General features: G+C 43.8%; 1 protein-coding gene. It reads left to right on the forward strand.

What is annotated here, in order from left to right; translation table 11 throughout:
• Nucleotides 1-298: 298 nt before the first annotated feature.
• Nucleotides 299-979: a 2OG-Fe(II) oxygenase gene (locus tag F560_RS25415; protein WP_083932183.1), complete on the forward strand. Its 681-nt coding sequence runs from the start codon at nucleotides 299-301 to the stop codon at nucleotides 977-979.
• The last annotated feature ends 258 nt before the right edge of the window (nucleotides 980-1237 follow it).

Below are 1237 nucleotides of genomic sequence, written 5' to 3' on the forward strand. Positions count from 1 at the left end.
CTATAGAAGCCACGGTTTGATCCTCCTTCTAAAGGTGAGTCGCGTCACTTTAGTAGAAATCATACCGTGGCTTCCCTTGTCAAGAAGCTCGGTGCAATTTTACACCACTACTAGGGACTAAATCCACAATTCAGCGAAGCACGCCCTATAAAATAATTATGGGCGATGCGCAGTTTCCTATCCCCCAAATGGTAAACAGGATATCCTGGACTTTACTATTTTTTCGGTCACATTTTATATATTATAGTTGAGGGTTATTCTTTGTCGCAGTCAAGAGAATAAGGTGGAGATGGAAAGAATGAAAACGGAAACTTCAATCTTACCTGTCCAGTCTGTTTATTCTATTGACGGTCGCATCATTACGGCTGCAGTTTTAAATGAAGAACCTTTGATTATGAAATTGGAGAATGTACTAAGCGATGAAGAATGCAAGGCACTAATCACATCTGCTGCCCCTCGTTTGAAGAGATCCAGATTAGCGAATAAAGAAGTTAGTCCAATTCGGACGAGCAGCGGGATGTTTTTTGATGAAAATGAAAGTCCGTTCATTGATGAAATGGAAAAACGCATTTCAAGCTTAATGCATGTACCTGTTTCACATGCTGAAGGATTACAAGTCTTACACTATCAGCCCGGGCAAGAATTTAAGGCACATGTTGATTTTTTCGGTCCCAACCATCCTTCCAGCAAGAACAATCGAATCAGCACATTGGTCATGTACTTGAATGATGTAGAAGAAGGAGGAGAAACCACATTTCCATACTTAGGAATTTCGGTTAAACCGGCTAAAGGTTCTGCTGTATACTTTGAATACTTTTATAGCAATCCCAAATTAAATGAACTGACCTTACATTGCAGCGAACCTGTTATCCGCGGTGAAAAATGGGTGGCTACGCAATGGATGCGCAGACAACAAATTCGAGAACGGGTGTTACCGACTGTTCATACGTGGACCAGTTCGTGGTCAAGTTCGGCATAATAAACGTGAGTCACTTCTGTTGTGCCGCCGCTCTCCTTTTCTTGTTTGTCTTTAAGCGAAATATTATGCATTCTGGCATCACACATCGGCGAATTGTGGATTTGCCATACCACGATTCGCCTCCACCATCAGGAAAGCCGACCGCAAAAGGTCGGCTTTTTGGTGTTTGTACGCCCAGCATGGACGTCATCTTTAGGGTGAAAGTCCCGAGCGGGGGCTGGCGAGCGCCTACCGTAGCCAAGGGCAAGGGTGTCCGTC

This window comes from Cohnella laeviribosi DSM 21336, from assembly GCF_000378425.1.
GTDB lineage: Bacteria > Bacillota > Bacilli > Paenibacillales > Paenibacillaceae > Cohnella > Cohnella laeviribosi.